Annotated in this window: 33 protein-coding genes; 17 read left to right on the top strand and 16 right to left on the bottom strand. The window is 63.3% G+C overall.

Going from position 1 to position 25,621, the window contains the following annotated elements; genetic code table 11:
• The first annotated feature begins 162 nt into the window (after positions 1 to 162).
• Both P9236_RS20550 and P9236_RS20545 read left to right on the top strand, forming a co-directional pair.
• Positions 163 to 1,188: a class I fructose-bisphosphate aldolase gene (locus P9236_RS20550; RefSeq protein ID WP_278076318.1), complete on the top strand. Its 1,026-nt coding sequence runs from the start codon at positions 163 to 165 to the stop codon at positions 1,186 to 1,188.
• 278 nt (positions 1,189 to 1,466) lie between these two features.
• On the top strand, positions 1,467 to 2,207 hold the full coding sequence (locus P9236_RS20545) for a thioredoxin family protein (RefSeq protein WP_278076317.1): 741 nt from the start codon (positions 1,467 to 1,469) through the stop codon (positions 2,205 to 2,207).
• A gap of 69 nt (positions 2,208 to 2,276) precedes the next feature.
• On the opposite strand, the gene P9236_RS20540 is transcribed toward P9236_RS20545, so the two are convergent.
• On the bottom strand, positions 2,277 to 2,438 hold the full coding sequence (locus P9236_RS20540) for a hypothetical protein (protein ID WP_278076316.1): 162 nt from the start codon (positions 2,436 to 2,438) through the stop codon (positions 2,277 to 2,279).
• Between the two features lie 200 nt (positions 2,439 to 2,638).
• Between P9236_RS20540 and P9236_RS20535 the strand changes: the two genes are divergently transcribed.
• Both P9236_RS20535 and P9236_RS20530 read left to right on the top strand, forming a co-directional pair.
• On the top strand, positions 2,639 to 2,803 hold the full coding sequence (locus P9236_RS20535; protein WP_278076315.1) for a hypothetical protein: 165 nt from the start codon (positions 2,639 to 2,641) through the stop codon (positions 2,801 to 2,803).
• Positions 2,804 to 3,026: 223 nt separating this feature from the next.
• The gene (locus tag P9236_RS20530) at positions 3,027 to 3,746 is read left to right on the top strand and encodes a YafY family protein (protein WP_278076314.1); all 720 of its coding nucleotides are present in this window, start codon (positions 3,027 to 3,029) and stop codon (positions 3,744 to 3,746) included.
• Between the two features lie 69 nt (positions 3,747 to 3,815).
• Here the strand turns inward: P9236_RS20530 and P9236_RS20525 are convergent, their stop codons facing one another.
• On the bottom strand, positions 3,816 to 4,517 hold the full coding sequence (locus tag P9236_RS20525) for a DUF1013 domain-containing protein (RefSeq protein WP_278076313.1): 702 nt from the start codon (positions 4,515 to 4,517) through the stop codon (positions 3,816 to 3,818).
• Between the two features lie 129 nt (positions 4,518 to 4,646).
• Between P9236_RS20525 and P9236_RS20520 the strand changes: the two genes are divergently transcribed.
• Positions 4,647 to 4,778: a hypothetical protein gene (locus P9236_RS20520; protein ID WP_278076312.1), complete on the top strand. Its 132-nt coding sequence runs from the start codon at positions 4,647 to 4,649 to the stop codon at positions 4,776 to 4,778.
• 123 nt (positions 4,779 to 4,901) lie between these two features.
• Here P9236_RS20520 and P9236_RS20515 read toward each other — a convergent pair whose 3' ends face one another.
• Together P9236_RS20515 and P9236_RS20510 are read right to left on the bottom strand one after the other, a co-directional pair.
• The gene (locus P9236_RS20515; protein ID WP_082044546.1) at positions 4,902 to 5,042 is read right to left on the bottom strand and encodes a DUF1127 domain-containing protein; all 141 of its coding nucleotides are present in this window, start codon (positions 5,040 to 5,042) and stop codon (positions 4,902 to 4,904) included.
• 197 nt (positions 5,043 to 5,239) lie between these two features.
• Complete coding sequence (locus tag P9236_RS20510; protein WP_278076311.1) at positions 5,240 to 6,250, bottom strand: NAD(P)H-quinone oxidoreductase; 1,011 nt, start codon at positions 6,248 to 6,250, stop codon at positions 5,240 to 5,242.
• 111 nt (positions 6,251 to 6,361) lie between these two features.
• Between P9236_RS20510 and P9236_RS20505 the strand changes: the two genes are divergently transcribed.
• From P9236_RS20505 to P9236_RS20495, 3 genes are all read left to right on the top strand, one after another.
• The gene (locus P9236_RS20505; RefSeq protein ID WP_278076310.1) at positions 6,362 to 6,556 is read left to right on the top strand and encodes a DUF1192 domain-containing protein; all 195 of its coding nucleotides are present in this window, start codon (positions 6,362 to 6,364) and stop codon (positions 6,554 to 6,556) included.
• Between the two features lie 84 nt (positions 6,557 to 6,640).
• Positions 6,641 to 7,888, top strand: a complete 1,248-nt coding sequence (locus P9236_RS20500; RefSeq protein WP_278076309.1) for an MFS transporter — start codon at positions 6,641 to 6,643, stop codon at positions 7,886 to 7,888.
• A gap of 31 nt (positions 7,889 to 7,919) precedes the next feature.
• The gene (locus P9236_RS20495; RefSeq protein ID WP_278076308.1) at positions 7,920 to 8,207 is read left to right on the top strand and encodes a metalloregulator ArsR/SmtB family transcription factor; all 288 of its coding nucleotides are present in this window, start codon (positions 7,920 to 7,922) and stop codon (positions 8,205 to 8,207) included.
• Between the two features lie 228 nt (positions 8,208 to 8,435).
• On the opposite strand, the gene P9236_RS20490 is transcribed toward P9236_RS20495, so the two are convergent.
• From P9236_RS20490 to P9236_RS20475, 4 genes are all read right to left on the bottom strand, one after another.
• Complete coding sequence (locus tag P9236_RS20490) at positions 8,436 to 8,900, bottom strand: SRPBCC family protein (protein WP_278076307.1); 465 nt, start codon at positions 8,898 to 8,900, stop codon at positions 8,436 to 8,438.
• An 11-nt stretch (positions 8,901 to 8,911) separates the two neighbouring features.
• Positions 8,912 to 9,247, bottom strand: a complete 336-nt coding sequence (locus P9236_RS20485) for a metalloregulator ArsR/SmtB family transcription factor (RefSeq protein ID WP_278076306.1) — start codon at positions 9,245 to 9,247, stop codon at positions 8,912 to 8,914.
• A gap of 6 nt (positions 9,248 to 9,253) precedes the next feature.
• Complete coding sequence (locus P9236_RS20480) at positions 9,254 to 9,925, bottom strand: glutathione S-transferase family protein (RefSeq protein ID WP_278076305.1); 672 nt, start codon at positions 9,923 to 9,925, stop codon at positions 9,254 to 9,256.
• 215 nt (positions 9,926 to 10,140) lie between these two features.
• Positions 10,141 to 10,965 carry an alpha/beta hydrolase gene (locus P9236_RS20475; protein WP_278076304.1) on the bottom strand — a complete coding sequence of 275 codons (825 nt, stop codon included), beginning with the start codon at positions 10,963 to 10,965 and terminating at the stop codon, positions 10,141 to 10,143.
• A gap of 99 nt (positions 10,966 to 11,064) precedes the next feature.
• Between P9236_RS20475 and P9236_RS20470 the strand changes: the two genes are divergently transcribed.
• A complete protein-coding gene (locus tag P9236_RS20470) occupies positions 11,065 to 11,583 on the top strand; it encodes a helix-turn-helix domain-containing protein (RefSeq protein WP_278076303.1) in 519 nt (172 codons plus the stop codon).
• Between the two features lie 124 nt (positions 11,584 to 11,707).
• On the opposite strand, the gene P9236_RS20465 is transcribed toward P9236_RS20470, so the two are convergent.
• The 3 genes from P9236_RS20465 to P9236_RS20455 form a co-directional block, all read right to left on the bottom strand.
• The gene (locus tag P9236_RS20465; protein ID WP_278076302.1) at positions 11,708 to 12,109 is read right to left on the bottom strand and encodes a hypothetical protein; all 402 of its coding nucleotides are present in this window, start codon (positions 12,107 to 12,109) and stop codon (positions 11,708 to 11,710) included.
• Positions 12,110 to 12,346: 237 nt separating this feature from the next.
• Positions 12,347 to 12,529, bottom strand: a complete 183-nt coding sequence (gene rpmF, locus P9236_RS20460; RefSeq protein WP_006203806.1) for a 50S ribosomal protein L32 — start codon at positions 12,527 to 12,529, stop codon at positions 12,347 to 12,349.
• A 154-nt stretch (positions 12,530 to 12,683) separates the two neighbouring features.
• Entirely contained in the window at positions 12,684 to 13,391 is a 708-nt protein-coding gene (locus tag P9236_RS20455; RefSeq protein ID WP_278076398.1) for a transglycosylase domain-containing protein, read from the bottom strand.
• Positions 13,392 to 13,519: 128 nt separating this feature from the next.
• Here P9236_RS20455 and P9236_RS20450 point away from each other — a divergent pair, with 128 nt between their 5' ends.
• Positions 13,520 to 14,437 (top strand): polyprenyl synthetase family protein, encoded by a 918-nt coding sequence (locus P9236_RS20450; RefSeq protein WP_278076301.1) that lies wholly within the window; start codon positions 13,520 to 13,522, stop codon positions 14,435 to 14,437.
• 207 nt (positions 14,438 to 14,644) lie between these two features.
• The gene (locus P9236_RS20445) at positions 14,645 to 14,863 is read left to right on the top strand and encodes a 4-oxalocrotonate tautomerase family protein (protein ID WP_278076300.1); all 219 of its coding nucleotides are present in this window, start codon (positions 14,645 to 14,647) and stop codon (positions 14,861 to 14,863) included.
• Positions 14,864 to 14,938: 75 nt separating this feature from the next.
• Here P9236_RS20445 and P9236_RS20440 read toward each other — a convergent pair whose 3' ends face one another.
• Positions 14,939 to 15,913: an alpha/beta hydrolase gene (locus P9236_RS20440; RefSeq protein WP_278076299.1), complete on the bottom strand. Its 975-nt coding sequence runs from the start codon at positions 15,911 to 15,913 to the stop codon at positions 14,939 to 14,941.
• 171 nt (positions 15,914 to 16,084) lie between these two features.
• Here P9236_RS20440 and P9236_RS20435 point away from each other — a divergent pair, with 171 nt between their 5' ends.
• A complete protein-coding gene (locus P9236_RS20435; RefSeq protein ID WP_278076298.1) occupies positions 16,085 to 16,750 on the top strand; it encodes an HXXEE domain-containing protein in 666 nt (221 codons plus the stop codon).
• A 100-nt stretch (positions 16,751 to 16,850) separates the two neighbouring features.
• Positions 16,851 to 19,184 (top strand): response regulator, encoded by a 2,334-nt coding sequence (locus P9236_RS20430; RefSeq protein WP_278076297.1) that lies wholly within the window; start codon positions 16,851 to 16,853, stop codon positions 19,182 to 19,184.
• An 82-nt stretch (positions 19,185 to 19,266) separates the two neighbouring features.
• On the opposite strand, the gene P9236_RS20425 is transcribed toward P9236_RS20430, so the two are convergent.
• The 3 genes from P9236_RS20425 to P9236_RS20415 all read right to left on the bottom strand — a co-directional run bounded on the left by P9236_RS20425 (position 19,267) and on the right by P9236_RS20415 (position 21,818).
• Positions 19,267 to 20,127 carry a lytic transglycosylase domain-containing protein gene (locus P9236_RS20425; RefSeq protein ID WP_278076296.1) on the bottom strand — a complete coding sequence of 287 codons (861 nt, stop codon included), beginning with the start codon at positions 20,125 to 20,127 and terminating at the stop codon, positions 19,267 to 19,269.
• 4 nt (positions 20,128 to 20,131) lie between these two features.
• On the bottom strand, positions 20,132 to 21,382 hold the full coding sequence (gene ispG, locus P9236_RS20420) for a flavodoxin-dependent (E)-4-hydroxy-3-methylbut-2-enyl-diphosphate synthase (protein ID WP_278076295.1): 1,251 nt from the start codon (positions 21,380 to 21,382) through the stop codon (positions 20,132 to 20,134).
• A 256-nt stretch (positions 21,383 to 21,638) separates the two neighbouring features.
• Positions 21,639 to 21,818: a YdcH family protein gene (locus P9236_RS20415; protein WP_126087177.1), complete on the bottom strand. Its 180-nt coding sequence runs from the start codon at positions 21,816 to 21,818 to the stop codon at positions 21,639 to 21,641.
• Positions 21,819 to 22,054: 236 nt separating this feature from the next.
• On the opposite strand from P9236_RS20415, the gene P9236_RS20410 reads away from it, so the two are divergent.
• Positions 22,055 to 22,258, top strand: coding sequence for a DUF465 domain-containing protein (locus tag P9236_RS20410; protein WP_040974304.1), 204 nt, complete (start codon positions 22,055 to 22,057; stop codon positions 22,256 to 22,258).
• Between the two features lie 126 nt (positions 22,259 to 22,384).
• Here the strand turns inward: P9236_RS20410 and P9236_RS20405 are convergent, their stop codons facing one another.
• On the bottom strand, positions 22,385 to 23,185 hold the full coding sequence (locus tag P9236_RS20405) for an IclR family transcriptional regulator (RefSeq protein WP_278076294.1): 801 nt from the start codon (positions 23,183 to 23,185) through the stop codon (positions 22,385 to 22,387).
• A 164-nt stretch (positions 23,186 to 23,349) separates the two neighbouring features.
• Here P9236_RS20405 and P9236_RS20400 point away from each other — a divergent pair, with 164 nt between their 5' ends.
• The 3 genes from P9236_RS20400 to P9236_RS20390 all read left to right on the top strand — a co-directional run bounded on the left by P9236_RS20400 (position 23,350) and on the right by P9236_RS20390 (position 25,619).
• Positions 23,350 to 24,180, top strand: coding sequence for a transporter substrate-binding domain-containing protein (locus P9236_RS20400; RefSeq protein WP_278076293.1), 831 nt, complete (start codon positions 23,350 to 23,352; stop codon positions 24,178 to 24,180).
• A gap of 123 nt (positions 24,181 to 24,303) precedes the next feature.
• Complete coding sequence (locus P9236_RS20395; protein ID WP_278076292.1) at positions 24,304 to 24,969, top strand: amino acid ABC transporter permease; 666 nt, start codon at positions 24,304 to 24,306, stop codon at positions 24,967 to 24,969.
• A complete protein-coding gene (locus P9236_RS20390) occupies positions 24,969 to 25,619 on the top strand; it encodes an amino acid ABC transporter permease (RefSeq protein ID WP_278076290.1) in 651 nt (216 codons plus the stop codon). Before P9236_RS20395 ends, P9236_RS20390 begins: the two co-directional genes overlap by 1 nt.
• Positions 25,620 to 25,621: the final 2 nt, after the last annotated feature.

The following is a 25,621-nucleotide window of genomic DNA, read 5'->3' as shown; positions in this document are numbered from 1 at the left end:
ACGGACTTGGCGTTGCAGAAATCCGGCCGGAGCCATCACACGATCAACAGTCGGCGAGCCGTCCGCGTCTCAAAGACTTTCAATCGATTCGAGCTTTCCGGCGTCATTCCTTTGGCGGTAGTGTTCTGCTAGGCGCGGAACATAACCGTCAAGGAGAGCACCATGAGCGAACGTCTCGAAGACATTGCCGCCGCGATCGTGGCCGATGGCAAGGGCCTTTTGGCCGCCGATGAGAGCTCCGGCACCATCAAGAAGCGTTTCGACGTCATCGGCGTCGAATCGACCGCCGACAGCCGGCGCGACTATCGCGAGATGATGTTCCGCGCCAAGGAGGCGATGACCAAGTACATCTCCGGCGTCATCCTCTATGACGAGACCATCCGCCAGAAGGCCGCCGACGGCACGCCGCTGGTCGACATCATCAAGGCCTCCGGCGCCATCCCGGGCATCAAGGTCGATTTGGGCGCCAAGCCTCTCGCCGGCTTTCCCGGCGACACCATCACCGAGGGTCTCGACGGCCTGCGCGAGCGACTGGCGGAGTACTACAAGCTCGGCGCCCGTTTCGCCAAATGGCGCGCGGTGATCGACATCGATATCGCCAAGGAAGTGCCTTCAGCCACCTCGATCGGCTCCAACGCGCACGCACTTGCCCGCTATGCGGCGCTCTGCCAGGAGGCCGGCATCGTGCCGATCGTCGAACCGGAAGTGCTGATGGACGGCGCCCACTCGATCGACACCTGCTACGAGGTGAGCAAGGCGACTTTGCTGAAGCTCTACGGCGAGCTGTATGCCGCGCGCGTGGTGCTGGAAGGCACCATCCTCAAGCCGAATATGGTCATCTCCGGCAAGAAGTCGGGCCAGAAGGACAGTCCCGAGCAGGTTGCCGAGAAGACGATAAAGCTGTTCCGCGAAACCGTGCCCGTGGCGGTGCCAGGCATTGCCTTCCTTTCCGGCGGCCAGGACGACGAGGAAGCGACGGCCAACCTCAACGCCATCAACGTCATCGGCCCGCATCCGTGGAAGCTTTCCTTCTCCTATGGCCGTGCCCTGCAGGCGGCCGCGCAGAAGGCCTGGAGCGGCAAGGCATCGAACGTCGCCGCCGGCCAGGCCGCCTTCATCCATCGCGCCCATATGAACCATCTGGCCGCGCTCGGGAAATGGCGGCCGGCGTTGGAGAAAGCCGCCTGATACCTGGCTCCCCGAAGCGCTGAAGCCCGGCCCATTGCATGTCGCCCAAAAGCATGCCCACGGGCTTGACCCGAAGGTACGCAGCAGTTTTGGGAGAACGACATGCATCAAGACAAGTAACCTAAAGCGCGTTGCCCGAGGCCATTCCGGCGCGACGCGCTTAGGCCGGGTTTTGTTTTTTGCCGGCCGAATTCCTACCTGATGCATCGAAACAGCGCCGGCCATGTCGGATCGCGCGGATGTCGAACGTCCTTGGCAGGAGAGGACAGGAGATAGTCATGCATCGCAATGCCGTGATTTCGCGAGACGACTGGTTCGAGGCGCACAGAAGGCACCTCGAGCGCGAGAAGGAGCTGACGCGGTTTCGTGACTGCGTCGCCGCCGAGCGGCGGCAACTGCCCTGGCTCAAACTCCGCAAGGACTATGTCTTCGAAAGCGAGCAGGGCCCGAAGCGCCTCGCCGAACTGTTCGCCGGCAGGAGCCAGCTGATCGTCTACCATTTCATGATGACGCCCGGCTCCGCCCATCGCTGCGAGGGCTGCTCGTTCCTCGCCGATCATATCGACGGGGCCAACAGGCATCTCAAACACCACGACGTGTCGCTCGTCGTCGTCTCGCGGGCGCCGTTGGCCGAGATTCTGCCCTACAAGCAGCGCATGGGCTGGAAATTCGACTGGGTCTCGTCCTACGCATCGGACTTCAACTTCGACATGCAGGTCTCCTTCACCGACAGGCAGATCGCGGCCGGCGACACCGTCTACAATTTCGAGAAGCGCCCGCTGCGATCGAAGGACCTGCCCGGCACCAGCGTCTTCTATCGCGACGAAAACGGCGACATCTTCCTCACCTTCATGTCGCGCGCCCGCGGCGGCGACCCTCTGATCGGCGCCTATCACTACCTCGACATGACGCCGAAGGGCCGCAACGAGAACGGACCCTATCACGGCCTGATGGACTGGGTGCGCCTGCACGACGAATACCAGGCCAAGGGCAAGGACCGACCTGACTGTTGCGAATGACGGGCTTCATTCACCGCAAGCGAAGGAGGCCATCATTCGCAAGCCGTCCGCGACCAATATCGACAGACCTCAGGCCCAGTGCCCAAGCGCGGCCGCCAGCGAGATCGCGGCCATGGCAAGCAGCGCCAGCTTCCAGAAATCGCTGCGGCGCTTCAGCCCCGGCCAGCCGAGCGGCTTGATGATCTGGATCAGCATGATGCCGATGATGACAAGGGCGAGGAGTTTGGTCATGCCGCCTTTGACCAGCATCGCCGGCGGCTGTCAAAGCCGTTCTTGGCGCTTCGGCCAGCCGCATTCTCCTGACAAACAGCCGGTTGCTCAACGCTGCGCCGATCTTTCCGGCGCCGGCTCCGGCAACCTGCCAACCTCCTGACAGACTGCTGTCAGCAGGAGTGTGAGATACTCTTCTCATCGAAAAGAGGAGCCTGGTCATGAACGGTTTTACCATCCTGCGCAGCATGCAGAACTATGTCGGCAAGATCCGCACCGTGCGGAACGAGATCCGCACCCAGCGTTTCCTGAACACTTTGCCGGCGGATATCCGCAAGGACATCGGTTGGCCGGACCTCTACGATGGCCGCGTGCGCAAGAACTGAAAATTCTGGGCGCACGACTTGGACAGCGGCTATGCGGCGCCTAGCTGTAATGTTGATTGAGACGCTGGATTTCAGGACGGACGCCGCTGTTCCCGGTTGGTTTCATCGCAACCTCCTGACAGTATGTTGTCAGGAGGTTTGCGTTATTGAGGCGGCCTGGAACCTGCGGGTACCGGTTTTGGGACCGCGGCATGCATAGAACCGAAAACCAAGGGGTCAAACGATGCGCCGCGCTGACAGGCTTTTTCAGATCGTCCAGCATTTGCGCGGTGGCCGGTTGGTCACCGCGCAGAAGCTCGGCACGTGGCTTGAGGTTTCCGAACGGACCATCTATCGCGACATAGCCGACTTGCAGTCGACCGGCGTGCCGATCGACGGCGAGGCGGGTGTCGGCTACATGATGAGAGAGGGCTTCGACCTTCCGCCGCTGATGTTCACGCGTGACGAGATCGTGGCGCTGGTAGCCGGCGCCCGCATGGTGCGCGCCTTCGGCGGCGCGGCGATGGCAAGGGCAGCCGACGAGGCGCTGGTCAAGATCGGCGCCGTGCTGCCCGACACCGAGAAGGACCGCATCGCCCGCACCGAGATTCACACCCCGATGTGGGTGGTGAGCGATGCCGCGCGCGAAGCGATCGACTTGATCGAGCGCGCCATCGAGAAGCGCCAGGTGCTGACCATCGACTATTCGGACGAAGCCGGTCGAGGCACGGCGCGCGACATCCGGCCCCTCGGCCTGTGGTTCTGGGGCAAGGTGTGGACCCTGGTCGCCTGGTGCGAGATGCGCGACGATTTTCGCGCCTTCCGCATCGACCGCATCGCCTCGGTGGTGATTGCCGGCCGTATCTACAAGCCGGAGCGCGGCAAGCAGCTCGCCGACTTCTATCGCGCCGTGGAGCGCAGCGAGGACTACGGCATGGCGCCCGACCGCGCGGCGCGGAAATGATCCTTCCCAAGCGACTGTCCAACAAAAAAGCCCGCTCGAAGCGGGCTTTTTTGTTGCACTTCGAGAAGCTTACTCCTCGCCGTCGTCTTCTTTCTTGTCCTTCGACTTCAACGCCGAAAGCTTGGCGAAGACGGCGCTGGCGTCCAGTTCCTGATCCTCGTCCTTCGGCTTCTCCGGAGCGGGCGTCAGCCTTTCGGTCAGCGCCGCCGGCAGCAGCGTGTCGCCGGCGACCGGCTGTGCCTGCTCGCGACCGCGCGAGGCGCGGTTGACTTCCATGTCGAGATCGATCTGCGAGGTGAGGCCCAGCGTCACCGGATCCATCGGCTGCAGGTTGGCCGAGTTCCAGTGCCGGCGCTCGCGGATCTGCTCGATCGTCGACTTGGTGGTGCCGACCAGCCGCGCGATCTGCGCGTCCTTGAGCTCAGGATGGTTGCGCACCAGCCACAGGATGGCGTTCGGCCGATCTTGACGCTTCGACAGCGGCGTGTAGCGCGGACCCTTGCGCTTCGATTCCGGCACCCGCACCTTGGGATCGGACAGTTTCAGCCGGTGGTTCGGGTCCTTCTCGCCACGCGCGATCTCGTCGCGGGTGAGCTGGCCGGTCATGATCGGGTCCATGCCCTTGATGCCCTGCGCCGACTCGCCGTCCGCGATCGCCTTGACCTCCAGCGGATGCAGCCCGCAGAACTGCGCGATCTGCTCGAAGGAGAGCGCGGTGTTGTCGACCAGCCAGACGGCGGTCGCCTTGGGCATCAGCAGCGTATTGGCCATATCAAAAATCCTTCTCGTTCGCCCGCGTTCCCGCGCGGGCGGTGGTTTTACAGCCACCAAAATGGGAAATTCGCGGCCTGTATAAACGCTCCCTCACGATTTCGCAATGTTTTTGGGAGGAGCGGCCCAATGCATCTCGCCCAAAAGCATGCCCACGGGCTTGACCCCGAGGGTGCGCAGCGGTTTCGGGAGAACGGCAAGCGTAAAATCAGAAGCCTAAAAGCGCAGGGAGCGAACCTGAAAGATCGCGACGCGCTGTAGGCTCCAAAAGACAAAACCCGCTGGACAGGGTCCAGCGGGTTCGGAACCGGAGACGAGCAAGCGTCTGCGACGGCTCTGGCTTCGAGGCCGCGGTCCAGCCTTGCGGCCGGGTCGCGCTTGAAATCAAAGAGCCTGGCGGGCGATCTTCTCGATGTCGGCGCGGTTGATGCCGAGGTCGTTAAGCTGACGGGCGTTGAGGCGGTTCAGCTCACGCACGGTCTCGTTGTACAGGCGCCAGTTGCGGAAAGCGCGGATCGGGTTCATTTCAGTCCTCCATTCGTGGATCAATTGTTTCGATGCCGCGTAAATAGGCACCCTTGCCTACGAATTGAACGGACGCTTTTGCATGGCGGCAATGCATTTTGTGCAATGCAGCATTAAGCATTGTTGAACCTGTCGCAAGCGATGCAGGATGGATCGAGATTCAGGTCAGGCCGGCCTCACTGAATATCGACTCCGGCCTAGCCGACGTCGAGCACGATCTTGCCGATATGCTCGCCCTCCTCCATCCGCTCATGCGCCCGCCAGGCTTCCGTCAGCGGGAAGATCATGTCCATGACCGGAGCGACCTTGCGGGTGCCGAGCAGCGGCCAGACCTGGGCCTCGAGAGCGGTCGCGATGCTCGCCTTGAACTCGACGGTGCGGGGCCGAAGTGTCGAGCCGGTATGGACAAGGCGCTTGACCATGAGCTTTGCGAAGTCGGCGCTGGCGACGGCCCCGGCCTGCACGGCGATCTGGACGATGCGGCCCTCGATGGCGGCTGCCTCATAATTGCGCGCGACATAGTCGCCGCCCACCATGTCGAGGATAACGTCGGCGCCTTTGCCGCCGGTTGCGTCCTTGACCTCCGCGACGAAATCCTGCTCGCGGTAGTTGATCGCCCGGTCGGCGCCGAGCCTCAGGCAGGCGTCGCACTTTTCCTTGTTGCCGGCAGTGGTGACGACATAGGCGCCGAACGCCGAGGCCAGCTGTATAGCGGTGGTGCCGATACCGGACGAGCCGCCATGGACGAGCAGCGTCTCGCCTTTCTTCAACCCGCCGCGCTCGAACACATTGTGCCAGACGGTGAAATAATTCTCCGGCACGGCGGCGGCCTCGGAATAGGTGAAGCCGGCCGGGATCGGCAGCACGCTGCCGGCATGGACCTTGACATATTCGGCATAGCCGCCGCCCGGTGTCAGCGCGCAGACCCGGTCGCCGATGCGCCAGCGCGATATTTCGTCGCCGAGCGCCGCGACTTCGCCCGCCGCCTCGAGACCCGGCAGGTCCGAGGCGCCCGGCGGCGGCGGATAGGCGCCCTTGCGTTGCTGCACGTCCGGCCGGTTGACGCCGGCGGCGCGCACGCGAATGAGGATCTCGCCGGGGCCGGGCGCGGGCACGTCACGCGTCTCCGGCTTCAGCACCCTGGGACCGCCGGGCTGCGAGATCGCGACGGCCGTCATCTTTGCCGGAATCTTCTGTCCGCTTGCCATGGTGTCCCGTCTCCTTGTGCCGGTTGCTAACCGGTCGTTTGCATCGGCGCCCTTGCCCTATGTATGCTGATTGCCAAATCAGGCAAATGGCCAAGCGAGGGAGAAGCGACGATGGCGATCTTCGACGACGAACCCAGGAAGAAGCCGCGCCCGCACGAGATCGGCCAGGATCTCTCGTTGCTATCCGTCGACGAGTTGTCCGCGCGCATTGCCCTGCTGCGCGAGGAGATCGCCAGATTGGAAGCCGAACGGGCAGCCAAGGGCGCCACCAAATCCGCCGCCGAGGCACTGTTTCGCCGCGGATAAGCCTGACGGCGCGGCTGCCTGCCCCGGAAAAGCCTGAAAGCGACTGCCAGAGCTGCGCTCTGAAATCTCCAGCCGGATCAGCCCATGTTCGCAACCTACCGACCGATCCTCTCGCTGCTGCGCGGCACCGCATTCCTGCTGGCGGCGTCCGGCCTGCACGGCCTGCTTTTGCCGCTGCGCGGCCAGGTCGAGGGGTTCTCGACCGCCTCGCTCGGCCTGATGGGCACAGCCTGGGCCGGCGGTTTCGTCACCGGCTGCTTCTTCGCGCCGCGCCTCGTGCGCCGCGCCGGCCATGTCAGGGCATTCGGCGCCTTCGCCGCCTCCGGTGCGATCATCGCGCTGCTCACCGGCCTCATCATCGACGAATATTTCTGGATCCTGCTGCGCGCCTTCACCGGCTTCACCATGGCCGGCGCCTTCATGGTCATCGAAAGCTGGCTGAACGAGAAGGCCACCAACGAGAACCGCGGCACCGTCTTCGGCCTCTATATGATGGTGACCTACGCTTCGATCATGGGCGGCCAGATGATCGTCGCTGGCGGCGACGTGAGATCGGCCTCGCTGTTCATGATCACCGGCATCCTGTTCTGCCTGTCGCTCATTCCGACTGCGGTGTCGACGCAGTCGCATCCGAAGCCGCTGCAGGACGTCAAGCTAGACGTCAAAGGACTTTATGCAAATTCGCCGGTTTCGGCGGTGGCCTGCCTTCTGATCGGCATCGCCAATGGCGCCTGGGGCACGCTCGGCGCCGTCTATGGCGCCCGCATCGGCATCTCCACCGCCGAGATCGCGCTGATGATGAGCCTGGTGGTCATCGCCGGTGCCGCCATGCAACTGCCCGCGGGGCGGCTTTCCGACACGACGGACCGCCGCTTCGTGCTGGCGGGCGCTGCCTTCGGCGCGGCGCTGGTCGCGGTGCTGATTTTCCTCTTCGCGCCGCACTCGGGTGTCTTCGTCATCGTGATGACCGCCGCCTACGGCGCCTTCGCCTACACGCTCTATTCGATCGCCGTCGCGCACGCCAACGACCACGCGCGGGCGGAGGATTTCGTCAAGGTTTCCGGCGGCCTGCTTCTGCTCTATGGCTTCGGCACCATGATCGGACCGTTGCTTGCGGCCGCCTTGATGGGCTGGCTGCGCCCCGAAGCGCTCTTCCTTGCAACCGCGCTCGCCCATCTCTGCCTTGCCGGTTACACGCTGCTGCGCATCCGCGCCCGCGCGCCGGTTCCGATCGAAAACCGCGACGCCTTCAAGACGCAGCCGGCCGACCGTGCCGTCACGCCGGAAGCCTTACGGCTCGATCCGCGCAGAAAGGTTGAAACCGATAGTTGAGATTTGGAAAACTTTGCCCCACAAATAAGGCATGATGTTTTCCGACGCCTTCGTGGCGATAGCCGATCCTAACCGGCGTTATCTCTTGGAAGAGCTCCGCCGCGGTCCTAAGACAGTGAACGAATTGGCAGCCGGGTTGCCCGTCTCGCGCCCGGCCGTTTCCCAGCACCTGAAAGTCCTGCTCGACGCCGGCTTGGTCAACGCCAAGGCGGAGGGCACCAGACGGGTCTACGCCGTCAGCACCGCCGGCTTCCTCCGACTCAACATCTGGCTCGATCAGTTCTGGAATGTCGAGGAGATCGGCACGCCCGGCAGCTAACCGCTCTTTCCGTCCCGATCCCTTGGAGCAATTCCAGGAAAAGCGTGAGCGATTTTCCGCCCGGAATTGCGTAAAAACAAAGAGTTAAAGCATGTCTCCCGAAAGTGGGAACCGGTTTCGGGACAAAGACATGCGTAAAATCAAAAGTCTAAAGCGTACGGAGCGAATCCGAAAAATCGCGACGCGCTTTAGAGCGGTTCGCCGTTTTCCGTGAAACGGTGAAACGCTCTAGATTCCCTCGGCCAGTGCCGCGCCAAGCGCGTCGAGCAGCTCGCCCGTGCCATGCTCGCGTGTGGAGGGCGTATCGATGCCGTCGAAGAAGGCCCCCTGCTCCGTCAAGACAAGTCGCGTGCCCTTGCCTTCCGCGACAAGCTCGATCGTCGCGAGCGAAACCGAGACCCGGGTTTCGCCGAACAACAGTTCATAACTGTAGACGATGCGCCGGTTGGGCACGATGTCCTGATAGACGGCGTTGAAGAAATGCATCTGCCCGTCGCTCGGGCAACCGGCATTCACCTCCTTGCCGCCAACGCGAAAGTCCATTTCATGCCGGCTCGGCATGGGATTGTCGGGATCGAAGAACCAACGCTTCTTGGCCGCCGGATCGCTCAGCGCGAAATAGACCTTTTCGGGCGCCGCCGGATAGACGCGCTCGATGACGAAGGTGGAATGGACGACGGATCGTTCGGTCATGGCGGCGTTCCTCAGTTTTGGTCTTTGGTTTCAGCGAGAAAATCGCCGAGCCGGTCGAGCCGGCGTGCCCAGGCAAGCCGCCGCTCGTTGATCCAGTGCTCGGCGGCCCGTAGCGCCTTCGGCTCGATCCGGCAGGTGCGCACCCGGCCAAGCTTCTCGGTGCTCACCAAGCCGCTCGCCTCGAGAACGTTGAGATGTTGGACGACGGCCGACAGCGACATCGCCAGCGGTTCGGCCAGCTGACTGACCGAGGCCCGCCCGCGCGATAGACGGTCCACCATCTGGCGCCGCGCAGGATCCGCGAGCGCCTGGAACATCAGGTCGAGCTGGGCGGGATCGTGCAGCATCAATGGTTAGCCGTTGTTGTAGGGAAAGAGCTTGAAATAGGGCTGCGCTTCCTCGACCACTCGGGCGAAGCTCGGGCGCTCGAGCAGGCGGTCGTGATAGCGCTTCGCGGCGGGGAATTTGTCGCCGAACGGCTCGACCTTGTTGGCGTAGAACAGCGCCGGCGAGGCCGCGCAGTCTGCCATGCTGAAGGTCTGGCCGACCGCCCAAGTCTTTCCCCGCATCTCCTTCCCTCTCATCTCCTCTTCGATGATGGCGTAGGAATTGCGCAGCTGCTCGCGCGCCTGCTCGACCCCGAATGGATCGGTCTTGTCCTTCGGCCGCAGCCGGTCGCCGACGATCTTCTGCATCGGCTCCTGCACGTAGAAGTCGTAGAAGCGGTCGGCCTGTCGAACCTTGATGGCGAGGTCGATGTCGGCGGGGATGAGCTCGACCGGCCCGGGATAATAGACGGCGAGATATTCGATGACGATGGTCGATTCCAGCACCGTGCGGTCCCGCGCGTCGTCGCGCAGAGCCGGCATCTTGCCCGTTGGCGAAACCTTCAGGAAGGCCGCGCGCGATTGCTCGTCACCGAGATCGACGATCACCGGCGTGAAGGGCGTGCCGTTCTCGTAGAACGCGATCAGCGGCTTCCAGCAGAAGGAAGCGAGCGGATGGAAATGCAGCGTCAGGGACATTTTTTCTCCTGTCGTCGGGCGTCGACGTAATACTGAAGTGATCACTTAACTATTTTCATGGGCCGCCAGAGTCAAGGCTGCCCTGCCGGTTAGAGCAATTCCAGGAAAAGTGTGAAACGGTCGGGCTCGGCGACTTCGCCGTAGCCTTCCGTCCGGAATTGCGTCAAAACAAAGAGATAGAGCGGTTCGCCGTTTCAATGAAACGGTGAAACGCTCTAGCGATGCGTCGCGATGGCTTCGACGATTTGCGACCAGTCGTTGCGGTGCAGTTCGTGGCCGCCGCCTTCGATCCGCACCAGCCTGGCGCCGGGAACCGCGCCGGCTAGCGCCTCGCCATGCTCGATCGGGAAGATCGGATCGGTGGTGCCATGGATGACGAGCAGCGGCACCGTCAGATCGTTTATCCGTCGCTCCTGCCCGCCACCCTTTAGCAGGAAGTGGTTGCCCGCGCTGCCGAGACCGCCGGAACGGTCGTAGTCTTCCTCGATCATCGCCCGCGTACGTTTCTCGTCGAACGGATGCAGAGTGCTGCCAAGCGCCCGCACGTCTTTGACCATGTAGTCGAGCACCCGATCCCGGTTCGACCAGTCGACACCGGCGCCTTCGGCGGAATGCTCCTCGTAGGCCCGGCTCGTCCCCGGCAACCCGGAGGTATCGACGCCGAGCGGCGAGCTGGAGATCACGGTCAGCGCGCCCACACGCTGAGGATATTTCAGCGCCACGATCTGCGCGATCATGCCGCCCATCGACATGCCGACGACATGCGCCTTGCGGACATTGTGGTCGTCGAGCACGCGGATGGCGTCGTCCACCATGTCCTCGAACGCATAGGACGGCTGGCCAGGCTTGTATTTGGTTGACCGGCCGGTGTCGCGATTGTCGTAGCGGATGACGAAGCGGCCGCGTTCGGCGAGCTGCCGGCAGAAGGCTTCCGGCCACCAGAGCATCGAGGCCATGGCGCCCATGATCAGAAGGATCGCCGGATCGGCCGGATTGCCAAAGGTCTCCGAGACGATTTCAGGACGAGGCAAAGCGGTCATTCTTTTCTCTCCTCTGCGTTCCAATCCGATTGCATTTTGCAATCAGTTGCACGATAATCAGACCGATATCATAATGCAACTGGTTTTTTGGAGACTGTCATGAGCATCGACCGCCGGTCCGGCTGCCCGATCAATCTGTCGCTCGAGGTTTTTGGCGACCGCTGGAGCCTGATCATCCTGCGCGACATGATCTTCGGCGGCAGGCGCCATTTCCGCGAGTTGCTCAACGGATCGCTGGAAGGCATCGCCTCCAATATCCTGGCCGACCGGCTGAAACGGCTGATGGAGCTCGGCCTGCTGACCAAGGCCGACGATCCCAGTCACAAGCAGAAGGCGATCTACAGCCTGACCGAGATGGCGATCACGCTGGTGCCGATCATGGCGCATCTCGGCGCCTGGGGGCGCGTGTGGCTTCCGGTCAGCGAGGAGCTTTCGATCCGCGCCGAGCTTCTCGAAAAGGGCGGCCCGCCGCTATGGGAGCAGTTCATGGACGAGCTTCGCCACGAACATCTCGGCGCGCCGGCAAAGACGCCGCCTGGCACCCCGACCGTGCGCCAGCAGCTGCAGGCAGGCTATCAAGCGGTGGTCACGCGCAAGGCCGAAGCAGCCACAGCGTGAGGCGGCCGTCGAGCAGGCCTAAAAAGCGCGTCGCGATCTTTCAGATTCGCTCCATGCGCTTTAGGTTTTTGATTTTACGCATGTCTTTATCCCGAAACCGGTTCCCACTTTCGGGAGACATGCTCTAGTTGAGATTGATATCGCGGCTGGCCGACCGCATCGACACCGAGAACCCGGCAAGCACATCGAACAGCGCGATGATCGTCAGCGTGAAGAACACCGAATGCGCCGCGCCCTTCACCAGCAGGAACTCGACCAGGAAGGCGATGAAGACCAGCGTCGACAAAAGATGATCCAGGATCGATGCATTGGTGGTGCGCACCGATTTCGAGATCTCGACGAATAGGAAGATCAGCCCGATCAGCACCATCAGATCGCCGAGCGTCATCGAGAAGACGCCGCCCGACATCATGCGGAACGAGAACATCTCGGTCATCCATGGATCGTCGCCGCCGCCGAACAACCCGAGCAGTCCGAGATTGTAGAGGACGAAGGGCACGATCAGCAGCGGGATGGCACCGAACATCTGGGCGTCTCCAATGAGGCACCCCTTTTGTAAAATCCGCGGCCAGCGCGCCGTCAAGGTTTTTCGGCAGCGGCGCCGAACACGCTGTAAGACCTAATGAAATAACGATGTCAGCCGGTTGTCTTCTGCTTCGAGCAACCGCACCAATCTCGCCCGAAACCCAAATATCCCCGATGCTAAACGCAAAAGACCGGCCAGAGGCCGGTCCTTTGAAACGTCACCAACCGTGGAGGCTTCTCAGCTTTCCTTCGGCTCCAGCACCTGGCGGCCGCGATACATGCCGGTCTTCAGGTCGATGTGATGCGGGCGGCGCATTTCGCCGGAATTCTTGTCCTCGACATAGGTCGGGGCCTTGAGCGCGTCGGCCGAGCGGCGCATGCCGCGCTTCGACGGAGAGGTTTTTCTTTTTGGAACGGCCATGGATATGCTCCACTACATGGTCAAAATGCCCCGGCAACCCTCGCGAAAGGGCCGCATCGAGGCCATAATCTGAGAAAGTCGGGTGCCTATACACGCCTTGCGCCGTTTTGGCCAGCACTGCCCGCGAATTTTTTTGAGCCGGCGCCTGTGCGCGTCAATCCAAGCAGCCCACATACGCGCCCGACCTGCCGGCCCGCCGTTCGATCAGATTGGCGAGCCGCCTCAAACCCGGGCCGGGCCTGGCCGGATTGCGCGCGATCGGGTTGGGCAAGGTGACGGCAAGCAGGGCCGCCTGCCGCCGCGACAATTGCCTGGCCGAGACGCCGAAATGATGCTGCGCGGCGGCCTCGATGCCGTAGATGCCCGGCCCCCACTCCGCGATGTTGAGATAGATCTCCATGATGCGCCGCTTCGACATCACCGCGTCGAAATAGACGGCCAAGGGCAGCTCGACCACCTTGCGCACGCTGCCCAGCGGCCGCGACCACAAAAACAGGTTCTTCACCGTCTGCATGGTGATGGTGGAGGCGCCGCGCGTCGCCTCGCCGGCAAGCGCATCGTCGACCACGCCGCGCAACTCGCCGAGATCGACGCCGCGATGGAAACAGAACTGCCCATCCTCCGACATGATCACCGAATGCGCCAGCACCGGCGCCACGTCGTCGATCGACACCCAGCGCCGGTCGTAGCCGGAGAAGGTCGCGAGATCCTTCAGCATCAGCGTCGAGACGGGATGCACGAAGGGCGGCAGATAGAGGAAGGTAAGCACGACCGGGATAGCCGCCAGCACGATCGCCGTGATCAGGCAGCGCCGGCCAAAGCGCTTGAGACCGGCGCGATTCAGGCGCCGCGGTCGCGCCATGTCCAGCCCTTCGCTTTCATGTTCGACGATCGGTTCCGTCAAGCCGCCCCACCCGTGCCACGCGCTCAACGGCATAAAGGTGCCAGGCTTCTTGCGCAATGTCTGAGTGTCGGCTACCGGTCCCGGCCATGATGAAAGACGACCAGACGGCCTTCGAAACCGCGCTTTTTGCGCGCGCCGCAGCAAGCGAGGACCTGCTGCGGCAAATCCTCGATGCACCCCTGCTCTCTGGCGAAATCGCCCGGCCGGAACGCCTGATGGCGGCGATGCGCCATGGCGCGCTCAACGGAGGCAAGCGGCTCCGCCCTTTTCTGGTCATGGAAAGCGCGGCGCTCTTTTCAGCAGATAATGAAGCGGCGCTGCGCGTCGCGGCAGCGCTGGAATGCGTGCATTGCTATTCGCTGATCCATGACGATTTGCCGGCCATGGACGACGATGATTTGCGCCGCGGCCAGCCGACCGTGCACAAGGCCTTTGACGAGGCGACCGCGATCCTTGCCGGCGATGCGCTGCTGACGCTGGCTTTCGACATCATCGCCGATCAGGCGACCGTGCTGCCGGCCGAGCGCCGGATGGCGCTCGTATTGGCGCTCGCCCGCGCCGCGGGAGCCGGCGGCATGGTCGGCGGCCAGACGCTCGACCTCGAGGCCGCGCGCAAGCGGCCGGACGAGGCCGGCATCATCAGGCTGCAGGCGATGAAGACCGGCGCGCTGATCCGCTTCGCCTGCGAGGCCGGCGCCATCGTCGCCGGCGCGCCCGCCGCCGATCGTGAAAGACTGGCGGAATTCGGCTCGGCCATCGGCCTTGCCTTCCAGCTCGCCGACGACCTGCTCGACCTCACGGCCGACGCAAAGCAGATGGGCAAGGCGACGAAGAAGGACGCCGCCGCCGGCAAGGCGACGCTCGCCGCGCTGCACGGCCCCGACTGGGCGCGCGAGCAGCTTCATGGCCTGATCGACCAGGCGCACGCGCTGCTCGATCCCTACGGCGATGCGGCCGATCTGCTCAAGCAAGCGGCGACCTTCGTGGCGACGCGGAGCAGCTGAGCCGTGGCGCGCGGGCGGAGCGCCGACAACGGCCCTGATTGTTCGCCTTTTCCGAATACTGCTGTCCATGGCAGCGCGATTATCCGGCGCATCCAGCAATCTATATCCGCTCCGGGACAACGAATGGAGCGGGCGCGACTATCATCGACAGCCTCGCCGACTTCGTCCGTCCAGCGCCCGCGACATCCAACCCGGAAGGAAGCCGGAATGCCCTTTGCCAACTTCAAGATACCCGAGGCCGCGCTCACGAAGGCGCAGAAGGAAGACCTCGTCCACAAGACCACGCAGATGTTCGTCGACTATTTCGGCGAAGGCGTGCGCCCCCATACCATGGTGCTGATCGAAGAAGTTCCAGATGGAGGCTATGGCCGCGCCGACGAGGTCTTCATTCTTCCCGAGGCCTACCGGGCCAAGGATAGTGTCTGATTTGAACCGGGCGAGTCGCTTGCCGAGCGGCTCGCCAACTTTCCGTGCCGGAGCCGATACTCGCTTTCCCTCGGATCAGCCCCGGTTCGGCAGGCTCCGGAGGAAATCGATCATCGCGGCGTTGACTTCGTCCGGGCGCTCCTGCTGGGTCCAATGCCCACAGCCGGGCAGCATCAGCGTACCGCGGATTTGCGGGACGAAGTTCCTGAGATTGGCCAACAGTTGATCCATGCCGGGGAAAGCGACCACCAAGTCGCGGTCACCTGCTATGTAGAGCGCGGGAATCTTGATCCGCGCGCCGGCAAAGGGCGCCATCAGCTCCCAGTTCCGGTCGATGTTGCGGTACCAGTTGAGACCCCCCGCAAAGCCGGTGCGCTGGAACTCGCCGGCATAGAAATCGATGTCGCTTTCGCTGAGCCAGTGCGGCAGGCCTGCAGGCGCCTCGACGGCTTGCAGGAGGCCTCCGCCGTGCGGGACCATCGCAATTCCGGCGCTGCTGCCCGAAGCGTCTCCCGACACCGCGTAAAGCATGGTGCGCACCGTGGCCCGCGGGTCTCGTTCCAACTCTGCCTCGGCAACGCCGGGTTGTTGGAAATAGAGTTGGTAGAATTGGGAATCCGCGGTTCGCGGCATGAGGCTGGTCGGGCGCGCATTGCCGCGTGGCCGAAACGGCACGCTGAGGCCGATGACGGCGTGGAAGCGGTCCGGTCGCAGCAACGCCGCATACCAGGCGACGACCGCGCCCCAGTCGTGGCCGACGATGACGGAGGTGGGGGCTTCAAGGGCGTCGAGAAGGCCCACCATGTCGCCGACCAGATGAAAGAGCGTATATTGGTCGATCGCTTCCGGCCGATCGCTCTTGCCATAGCCCCGCATGTCGGGGGCGACGGCGCGAAAGCCCGCCGCCGCAAGCGCGGCCAACTGATGACGCCAAGAATACCACGACTCGGGAAAGCCGTGGCACAAAAGCACCAGGGGTCCATCTCCCTGCTCCGCGATGTTGAGGTGGATGCCGTTGGTTTCGACTACCCGCTGCGTAGGTTCACTCACGGCCGCTTCTCGTGCTCGGTGTTTCCATCTCTGATCGATGACAGGCGGCCGGCGCCGCAACGGGTGGCTGAGCCGACGGAGTGCCATGTTTCGGAGGACGCTTCTTTATTGACTGTCTCAGGGCCTGTCGCGGCAGTCAATGTCCGACACCGTCACGGAGCGTCGGTCCCATTGGGCAAGGCGCCCACGCATTCGATTGGTTCTGGTGATCCGCGTCCATTCGTGCAGGATCACCAACCGACAAATGCGAGGAGGCGGGAACCAATGCTTAAACTGCAAGGCTGGCTGGCCGATTATTGGGTCATTGGCACCGGGTTCATGGCGGCATCGCTTATCGCGGTTGCGCCAGTGGTATCGCTTTCGTTGCCGGTGTTCCTGATCTTCTTGCACAGCCCGTCTTACATGATCCATCAGGTCGAAGAGCACACCGGCGACCGGTTCCGCAAATTCGCGGACGAGAATGTTTTCGGCGGCCGCGACGCTCTTACCGTCGCCTCGGTTCTCGTCATCAATCTACCTTTCGTCTGGGGCATCAACCTGCTGGCTCTTTACGCGGCATTCCTATGGGGGCCTGCCTGGGGCCTGCTTGCCCCTTATGTCATGGTCGTGAACGCGCTCGCGCACCTCGTCACATCGGCGCGGCTCCGCAAATACAATCCCGGCCTCGTCACCAGCGTCACTTTGTTTTTGCCGCTGAGCGTCGCCACGATCTGGATGATTGGCCGGACGGGAGGTCTTGCCCCGCAATTGATCGCTGCAGCTCTCGCGATCCTGCTCCACCTGGCGATCATTGCGGTGGTGGCTGCTCGATACCGCTCTCTCGTCGTCAACCCGTAGCATCTCCGGCGAAGCCACCCGCCCGGCACCAACGAAATCTTAATGTAAATCAAGCGTAATCCCGACCGTTAAAATTGTGCGTATGGGTTTGGGGTTGCGCATGCCGGAGTACTCCTCCTTCATCCGGTCGATCCGGATTCGCTACTTTTCGGGATTGCTCGTCTTCGCACTGGCCTCGGCCGCCGTCATGTTCGCGCTCAACCGCGTGAATTCGTACCGTCACGAGGTCGACGCCCTCAGCGGCAACTTCGTCATCTTCTCCCGCGACCTGCGCAACGCCACCAATTTTGCCGAGACGACCGGAACGGCCTGGCGGGCCGAGACCCGCGAAGCACTGACCACCGCCGCGCGTGGCCATTCCGAACGGCTGATGGGCGAGATCGATATCCTGAACGCGCAGCTTGCGGCGATCAGGCCGCGCCTGTCGAACGACACCCTCAACGCGCTCGAATCCGCCTCGGTGAACGGCGATTTGTTCTGGTCGGCGCGCGACATAGTGCGCAACTTCAACCTGATGTCGGTGGCCCAGAAGGTCGACGAATGGAGCTATCGCGAGATCCGCAACCAGAACGATCTTTTCGCCCAGCCGATGCTTGTGCGCGTGCGCACCGCGCTCGATAACGAACGGCGCCTCGCCGACGCCTCCAACGACCGGCTGCTCATGTGGGCGAGTGGCCTGCTGATCGCCGTGATCGCCATCGCGGCGGTTCTGATCTTCCGGCCGATGGAGAACGCGATCCGCCGCGCCTTCGCCGAAACCGCCGCCTCCTTGTTCAAGGCGGAGGCGGCCGATCGCGCCAAGTCCGAATTCCTCGCCAACATGAGCCACGAGATCCGCACGCCGATGAACGGCGTGCTCGGCATGGCCGAGCTTCTCGCCAAGACCGAACTGACGCCGCGCCAGAAGACCTTCACCGACGTCATCGTCAAATCCGGCAACGCGCTACTCACCATTATCAATGACATCCTCGATTTCTCGAAGATCAATGCCGGCCAGCTGACGCTCGACCCCGCTCCTTTCCGCCTGGCGGAAGCGGTCGAGGATGTGGCCACTTTGGTATCGGCCCGCGTTGCCGAAAAGAACCTCGAGCTCATCGTGCGCGTCGATCCGCGTTTGCCGGCTTTCGTCGTCGGCGACGCCGGACGCTTCCGCCAGATCGTCACCAACCTGCTCGGCAATGCGGTGAAATTCACCGAGAAGGGGCATGTGCTGATCGATGTCGGCGGCGATGTCGCCGATGGCACGGTCCAGCTCAAGGTCCGCGTCGAGGACACCGGCATCGGCATTCCCGCCGAGAAGCTGCAGAGCGTGTTCGAGAAATTCGCCCAGGTCGACGGCTCGTCCACCCGTCGCCACGAAGGCACTGGCCTTGGGCTGGCCATCTCGGCCCGCCTCGTCGACCTGATGGGCGGCAAGATCGGCGTCGAAAGCGAGATCGGCCGCGGCTCGGTCTTCTGGTTCGCCGTGCCGCTGCCGATGCACCGCCAGGAAGCGCGCGACGAGATCGTGCCGGTCGACGTCACCGGCGCCCGTGTGCTGGTCATCGACGACAACCCCGTTAATCGCGAGATCCTGCTGGAGCAGTTGCGCAGCTGGAGCTTCGATTGCGCCGCGGCCGAAAGCGGCGCGATCGGCCTCGCCTTCCTCGACCGTGCCTGCCAGCTCGGCGCCTCGGTCGACTGCATCATCCTCGACTACCAGATGCCCGGCATGAACGGCGCCGACGTCGCGAGGGCGATCGCCGCCGACAGCCGTCTGTCTTCCATTCCGGTCGTGCTGCTCACCTCCGTCGATCAGGTCGATTTCGGCAGGATGGTGATCGATTTCGGTATCGTCGCCCATCTCACCAAGCCGGCGCGCTCGGCGGTGCTGCTCGGCACCGTGATCTCCGCCATCCAGAAAGCGCGCACACAAGGCGCCAAGGCGCATTTCGTGCGCGAGCCGATCGTCGCCCAGGCGGCTCCACCGGCCTTCACCGTCATTCGCGGCCCTGCCGTTCCGGTACCAGCGGCGCCGGAGTCCACCGCCGCGCCGAGCGGGCCGATCGATATCCTGATCGCCGAGGACAATGATGTGAACCAGTTGGTCTTCGGCCAGATCCTCAACGGCCTGGGCCTCAGTTACCGCATTGCCGGCAATGGCCGTACCGCGGTCGAGATGTACCGCTCGCTGCGGCCGCGGCTGGTGCTGATGGATGTCTCCATGCCGGAGATGAACGGCTATGAGGCGACGCGCGCCATCCGCGCGATTGAAGAGCGAAACGGCGGCCACACGCCGATCATCGGCGTCACCGCGCATGCGCTGAAGGGCGACCGCGAAAAATGCATCGAGGCCGGCATGGATGACTACCTGCCGAAGCCGGTCTCCCCCGACCGCCTCGGCGCCAAGATCGGCACCTGGCTCAGCGAAACGGTGGCGGCGAAGAGGGCGTAATTGCTTCAACGACCAAGCGCAGCGTTCCTTCGCGCCCCCCTCTGTCCTGTCGGGCGTCTCCAAATATCACAGGTCCTGAAAGCTACCGGTTGCGCATAACCACGCACGCCCCGCCGACGCTGTGCAGCTTGCCGCAGATGCCGTCCGCCTCGGCGCGTGAGTCGGCGCCGATCCTGACCGCGTAGATGCCGCGCCGGCCGATCGGCGTGCGCACCCGGCTCACCACGGGATCGTGGCTGGCGAGCAGGGCCGGGAACCGGCCGCGCACTCGCAGCCACTGGCCGATCGCGGCGGAGCGGCGGAAATTGCCGGCCACCTGCACGCCCCACGGCTTGACGTCGATCGAGGCCATGGCGACGGTCTCGGACATGATCACCGGCAGCCTGCGGCAGGCAACCGCGAAGCTCGTCTTCGGATCGAGCGGCTGGATGGTGCCGCCGTAAGCGGTGTCCGAGAACTTGTCGACCGGCTCGCCCATGATGTCGAAGACATAGCTCTCGGTTTCCATTGGCAGGAAGCCGCCCGAATCCAGCCAGCGCGACACGCGGTTCTCGCCGGCATTGTAGGCGGCCGCCGCGAGGCCGAGATTGCCGTAGCCCGCCTTCATCTCGGCAAGATATTTCGCCGACGCGGGGATAGCCTGCTCGATGTCGAAGGGGTCGGCAAGCCCGCGCAGCTTGGCCGTGCCCGGCATGAACTGCGCGATGCCTTCGGCGCCGACGCGACTGACCGCATTGGGATCGAAGCGGCTCTCCTTCCAGATCAGCCGGGCGAAGAAATCCTTGGGCAGGCTGTTCTTGTCGGCCTGGATCTCGATCAGGTCGCAGACACGGGAAATCAGCCGTTTGGCCGCGGATCGCGACTGCGGCGGATCGGCGAGCGCCTGCCCGGCGCAGCCGAGCCAGCAGAGCAGGATCAGCGCGGCTTTGAGCAATCGCCGCATCGGCCTATTCGGCCGCGGCCTTGCCGTGCCCGTAGCGCTGCTCGATATAGTCGGCGACCATCTTCTCGAAATCCTGCGCGATCGAAGGACCGCGCAGCGTCGCCGCCTTCTTGCCATCGATGAACACCGGCGCCGTCGGCGTCTCGCCGGTGCCAGGCAGCGATATGCCGATATCGGCATGCTTGGATTCGCCGGGGCCGTTGACGATGCAGCCCATCACCGCGACCTTGAGGTTCTCGACGCCGGGATACTTCTCGCGCCACACCGGCATGTTCTTGCGGATGTCGGCCTGGATGCTCTGCGCCAGCTCCTGGAACACGGTGGACGTCGTGCGGCCGCAGCCGGGGCAGGCAGCGACGATCGGCACGAACTGCCGGAAGCCCATGGTCTGCAAAAGTTCCTGCGAGACCTGCACCTCGCGCGTGCGGTCGCCATTCGGCTCCGGCGTCAGCGAGATGCGGATCGTGTCGCCGATGCCCTGCTGCAGGAGGATGCCCATCGCCGCGGAAGAGGCGACGATGCCCTTGGTGCCCATGCCGGCCTCGGTGAGGCCGAGATGCAGCGCATGGTTGGAGCGGGTCGCGAGCTCGGTATAGACGGCGATCAGGTCCTGCACGCCGCTGACCTTGGCCGACAGGATGATCTTGTCGCGGCCGAGCCCGATCTCTTCCGCCATCTCGGCCGACAGGATCGCCGACTGCACGATCGCCTCGCGCGTAACCTCCTGTGCGGTGAGCGGCGAACCCTGGGCTTGGTTCTCGTCCATCAGCCGGGTCAGAAGCTCCTGGTCGAGCGAGCCCCAGTTGACGCCGATGCGCACCGGCTTGTCGTACTTGATCGCCATTTCGACGATCGCCGCGAACTGGCGGTCCTTCTTCTCCTTGAAGCCGACATTGCCGGGATTGATGCGGTATTTCGCCAGCGCCTCGGCGCAGGCCGGGTGATCGGCGAGCAGCTTGTGGCCGATATAGTGGAAATCGCCGACCAAGGGCACGTTGACGCCGAGCCGCAGCAGCCTCTCCTGGATGCGCGGCACGGCGGCGGCGCTTTCGTCGCGGTCGACGGTGATGCGCACGATCTCCGAGCCAGCGCGATTGAGCGCCGCCACCTGGGCGACGGTCTGGTCGACATCGGCGGTGTCGGTATTGGTCATCGACTGCACCACGACCGGCGCGCCGCCGCCGACCATCACGCCGCCGACATCGACGCCGACCGATGCGCGGCGTGGGAAAGGAGAGGAAAAATATCCGGTCATGCCGGCCGCCTTCATCTGGAAGTTCCGGGCATGAGGTGGCGGAGCAAAGATGGCTTGTCAATGGCCAGTGCCGGCCATTGTCCGCAAATCGGCTGTCCTTGAGCGGCGGCCCCCGCGGCTCAAACGAACAGGTCGGGCTGCGAGATGTGCGCCGGAACGGTCCAGCAGATTTTGTTGTAGGACACCGGGCCGGTGGCATTTCTTGCCACCGGTGGGTTGCACCACGACGGGCGCGGGTGATGTTGCCTAGAGAGCTTCAGTGTGCCGTCGGTTTCGCCTTCAGCTTTTCAATCTCGTCCTTGATTGCCAACTTGCGCCGCTTGAGACTGGCGATCTCGAGGTCGTCTACCGAAGGATGATTCATCGCATCGATAAGCTCACGCTCGATGTCGCCGTGCTTCCGCTGCAGCTCATCAAGATGGGATGCAAGAGACATGATTGGTTCTCCCTTTCATGGTTTCCTCGATTGCAGCCGTCGCAAGCACGTTCCACCGCAGGTCGCTACTGTGACGGCATAATGACAGTTTGCCACCAACCAATCCCGATGTCGAATGCAGCGTGGTAGCATTCCACGACAATGTGAAATGTGATATCAGCGGCGCGCCGGTCATAAACCCCACCGGCCCCGCCCAAAGGCCCATCCCTGGGCGACGCATGCGCAGACGGTAGATAATGTCCGAACAGGAACAGGCTGAGATACGCCTAGAATATTCCCGGCTCAAACAGGAACACGCCGATTTCGACGCCGCCATCAACGCGATGGTTGCCATGGGTTGCGACCCGCTTCAGATCCAGCGCATGAAGAAGAAGAAGCTGATGCTGAAGGACCGGCTGATGGCGCTGGAAGATCGCATCATCCCCGACATCATCGCCTGACCGGCCGCTTCCTTCGCTCGACGGCTAGAGCAATTCCAGGAAAAGTGTGTAACGGTTTTCCGTTCGGAATTGCGTAAAAACAAATAGTTAGAGCAGTTCAGCGTTTCTGTGAAGCGATGAACTGCTCTAAGAAATCGACAGCCGTGCGGCGCGCTCGCGCAGCAGCGCGACCAGTTCGCCTGTCCGCTCTTCCGAGGTATCGATCGGAACCACCAGGCACATCGTCGCCTCGACCTTGCCGGGCGCCGAAAAGACCGGCGCCGCCAGGCATTTGGTGTAGGCGTCGACGAGGCCCGACGTCACGCAATAGCCGGTTACGCGGGCTTTTCCGATGTCGTCGATGAAATCGTCGAGCTCGATCTTGCGGCCGTCCGGCAGCATGAGATCGTCCCGCGAGATCATGGCTTCGATCCGGCTCCGTTCCAGGCCGGCAAGCAGCAGCCGGCCGGAAGCGGTCCAGGGAAGTGGGATCTGTAGGCCGGTGGCCGAGCTGATGCGGAACGGCCTGGTGCCTGGGCTCGAATGGACGATCGTGTAGCGGCCGCTCTGCAGCATGCACAGTTCCGAGGTTTCGCCCGTCTCGCGCGACAGCGTGTCGACCTCCTGCCGACCGCGCCTGAGCAAGTCGTTGCCGCGCATATAGGCCATTCCATAGAGGTAGAGCTTCTTGCCGAAATAGACGCGGTTGCCGTCGCCTTCCATCTCCAGCAGCCCAGCCTCGACCAGCTCGCGCACCAGCGTGTAGGTCGTCGAGCGCGGCGCGTTGAGGCCTTTCGCCAGCTCACCGATGCCGATCGCGCGCTGGTTGGCGTGCAGGAATTCCAGAATGTGAAGCACCCGGTTGAGGCCCTTCTCGCGCGAATTCGTGGGCCTCTCCTCGTCCATGCCAGCGGGCGGCCACCCGGTCAGCGTCTCGCCATCTTGCATTGCAAATTCCTAATGCTAGTATCTGTCTTGTACAGGATACATGCGTCTCTTGTAAGAGACAACCGATCACGGACGCAAGTATCGCTGCTTCATTGGGGAACACACCACGAAAGGAGGTCGCTGTGAACGACACATCCGGAAGACGTGATTTTCTGAAATTGGGAATGGCGGGACTTGCCACCGCCGGCGCGCTCACCGCGATCAGCGCCGAAAAGGCAGCCGCGCAGGCCGCATCCGACAGCGTGCTGCGCACCGCGCTCGATCGCGGCAAGCTCATCGTCGGCACCGGCAGCACCAATGCGCCCTGGCATTTCGAGAACGATGCCGGCGAGCTGGTCGGCATGGACATCACCATGGGCCGCATCCTCGCCAAGGGCCTCTTCGACGATCCGACCAAGGTTGAGTTCGTCATGCAGGACCCGGCGCAGCGCATTCCGAACGTGACCACCAACAAGGTCGACATCACCATCCAGTTCATGACTATGACCGCGCAGCGCTCGCAGCTGATCCACTTCTCGCGGCCCTACTATGTTGAGGGCGTCGCCCTGCTGACGCTGCCCGGCTCGGAGAACAAGACCTTCGACAAGCTGCTCGCGGGAGGCTCCGCCACCCGCGTCTCGATCCTGCAGAATGTCGATGCCGAAAGCTCGGTGCACTTTGCCCTGCCGCAGGCGCAGGTGATGCAGATCGACACCCAGGCCAACGTGCTCCAGGCGCTGGAATCGAAGCGCGTCGACGCCGCCGCGGTCGACCTCTCCACCGTGCGCTGGCTAGCCTCGCGCAATCCGGACAAATATTTCGATGCCGGCAAGAGCTGGTATTCGATGCTTTACGGCGCGGCGGTCCGCCAAGGCGATCTCGACTGGCTGACCTATGTCAACCAGACCTTCACCATCGCCATGTTCGGCCACGAGACGGCGCTCTACGACGCCGCCTTCAAGGAATATTTCGGCCAGGAGCCACCGCCGCGTCACCCCGGCTTCCCGGTCATTTGACCAAGCCCGTCGGACAAAGTCGGCGGAAGGGCGCGGCAAATGCTCTTCCGCCTGTTTCTCCTCGACACGGGCCATGCGGAGGATGAATCCTTTGTTCGTCACGCAGGCCATTGAGACGAACGCATGGGCTACACGCTCAATTTCAATCTGATCTGGCGGCATTTCGACAAGCTGTGGGGCGGGCTTCTGCTCAGTCTCGAGCTGGCCGTGATCTCGATCGCCATCGGCATCGTCATCGGGCTGGTGCTGGCGGTCTGGTATGTCTCGGCCGGCCGCGTCGTGCGCGGCGTCATCGCGGCTTACGTCGAATTCATTCGCAACGTGCCGCTGATCCTGCTGGTCTATCTGGTCTTCTACGGCCTGCCGACCGTCGTCGACCTCGTCTACAGCGCGCAGACCTCCTTCGTCGCGACACTTTCCCTCTACAGCGGCGCCTATCTGGTCGAGGTGTTTCGCTCCGGCCTGGAGGCCGTGCCGCGGGGCCAGATCGACGCCGGCAAGGCGATCGGGCTCACGCCCTGGCAGCGGCTTGTTCATGTGCGCTTGCCGACGATGATGCGCATCACGCTGCCGGCGCTCTCCAACACTTTCATCTCGCTGTTCAAGGACACCTCCGTCGCTTCCGTCATCTCGGTGCCGGAGCTGACCTATGGCGCGCAGTGGATCAACTTCAACACCTTCCGCATCGTCGAGGTCTATCTGGTGGTGACGGCGATGTATCTATTGACGGGCTACGCCCTGCTCTTCGCGCTGCGCCTGGTCGAGCGCTGGTACAGGACGGCGCGCTGATGTTCGGCCAGATCGCCTACGCCCTGCCGTTCCTCGCCGAAGGCTTCGCGCTGACGCTTTGGGTGTCCTTGCTGGTCGTGGTGCTGTCGCTGGTCGCCGGCATCATCCTCGGCGTCGGCCTCGTCTACGGACCCGCGCCGCTGCGCTGGGCGGTGCGCATCTTCAGCGACACCATTCGCGGCATCCCGATCCTGGTGCTGATCTTCTTCGTCTATTACGGTCTGCCGGCGGTCGGCGTTCACCTGCAGTCCTTCTGGGCCGCGGTGCTTGCGCTGACCTTGTTCAAGACCGCTCAGGTCGTCGAATATCTGCGCGGCGCTGTCGCTTCCATTCCGAAGGGCCAGTCCGAAGCGGCGATGGCGATCGGCCTGACCTTCCGTCAGCGACTTGCCTACGTCATCTTTCCGCAGGCTTTCCGCCGCTTCCTGCCGCCTTGGATCAACGGCGTCACCGACGCGGTGAAAGGCAGCGCGCTGGTCTCGCTGCTCGGCATCACCGACTTGATGCAGGCCATCAACCAGGTCATCGGCCGCACCTATGAGGCGATGCCGCTCTATATCCTCGGCGCCCTCCTCTATTTCGCCGTCAACTACGCGCTTTCGCTCGCCAGCCGACGGCTCGAGCGGCGCTTCGCCTTCATCCGGGAATAGCA

It is taken from the genome of Mesorhizobium sp. WSM4884, assembly GCF_029625675.1.
Lineage (GTDB): Bacteria > Pseudomonadota > Alphaproteobacteria > Rhizobiales > Rhizobiaceae > Mesorhizobium.
Note: the sequence above shows the minus strand (reverse complement) of the source record. Positions and strands in the feature narration are given on the sequence as shown.